This window comes from Paraburkholderia sp. SIMBA_053 (assembly GCF_046534895.1).
Lineage (GTDB): Bacteria > Pseudomonadota > Gammaproteobacteria > Burkholderiales > Burkholderiaceae > Paraburkholderia > Paraburkholderia caledonica.
In genome coordinates this window covers 1-336 of the sequence record NZ_JAWRXU010000283.1, presented here as the reverse complement: position 1 = coordinate 336, position 336 = coordinate 1, and the positions used below count along the sequence as shown (strand labels likewise).

Below are 336 nucleotides of genomic sequence, written 5' to 3'. Positions count from 1 at the left end.
GGCCTGCGCAAATACATGCCGATCACGTGGATCACGTCGCTGATCGGTTCGCTTGCGCTGATCGGCACGCCGTTCTTCTCGGGCTTCTACTCGAAAGATTCGATCATCGACGCAGTGAAGCTGTCGCATCTGCCGGGTTCGGGCTTCGCCTATTTCGCCGTGGTGGCAAGCGTGTTCGTCACCGCGCTGTATTCGTTCCGTATGTATTTCATGGTGTTCCACGGCAAGGAGCGCTTCCGCGATCCGAAGCATCCGGATTCGCCGATGGGCGCCGAAGCCGCGGCACACGGTCATGGCAACGGCCATGACGCACATGGTCACGACGCGCACGGTCAC

General features: G+C 60.4%; 1 protein-coding gene. It reads left to right on the top strand.

Translation table 11 applies throughout. The features are described from left to right. The coding region (locus SB753_RS35640; protein WP_410804793.1) for a proton-conducting transporter membrane subunit at positions 1-336 on the top strand (336 nt) is incomplete at both ends.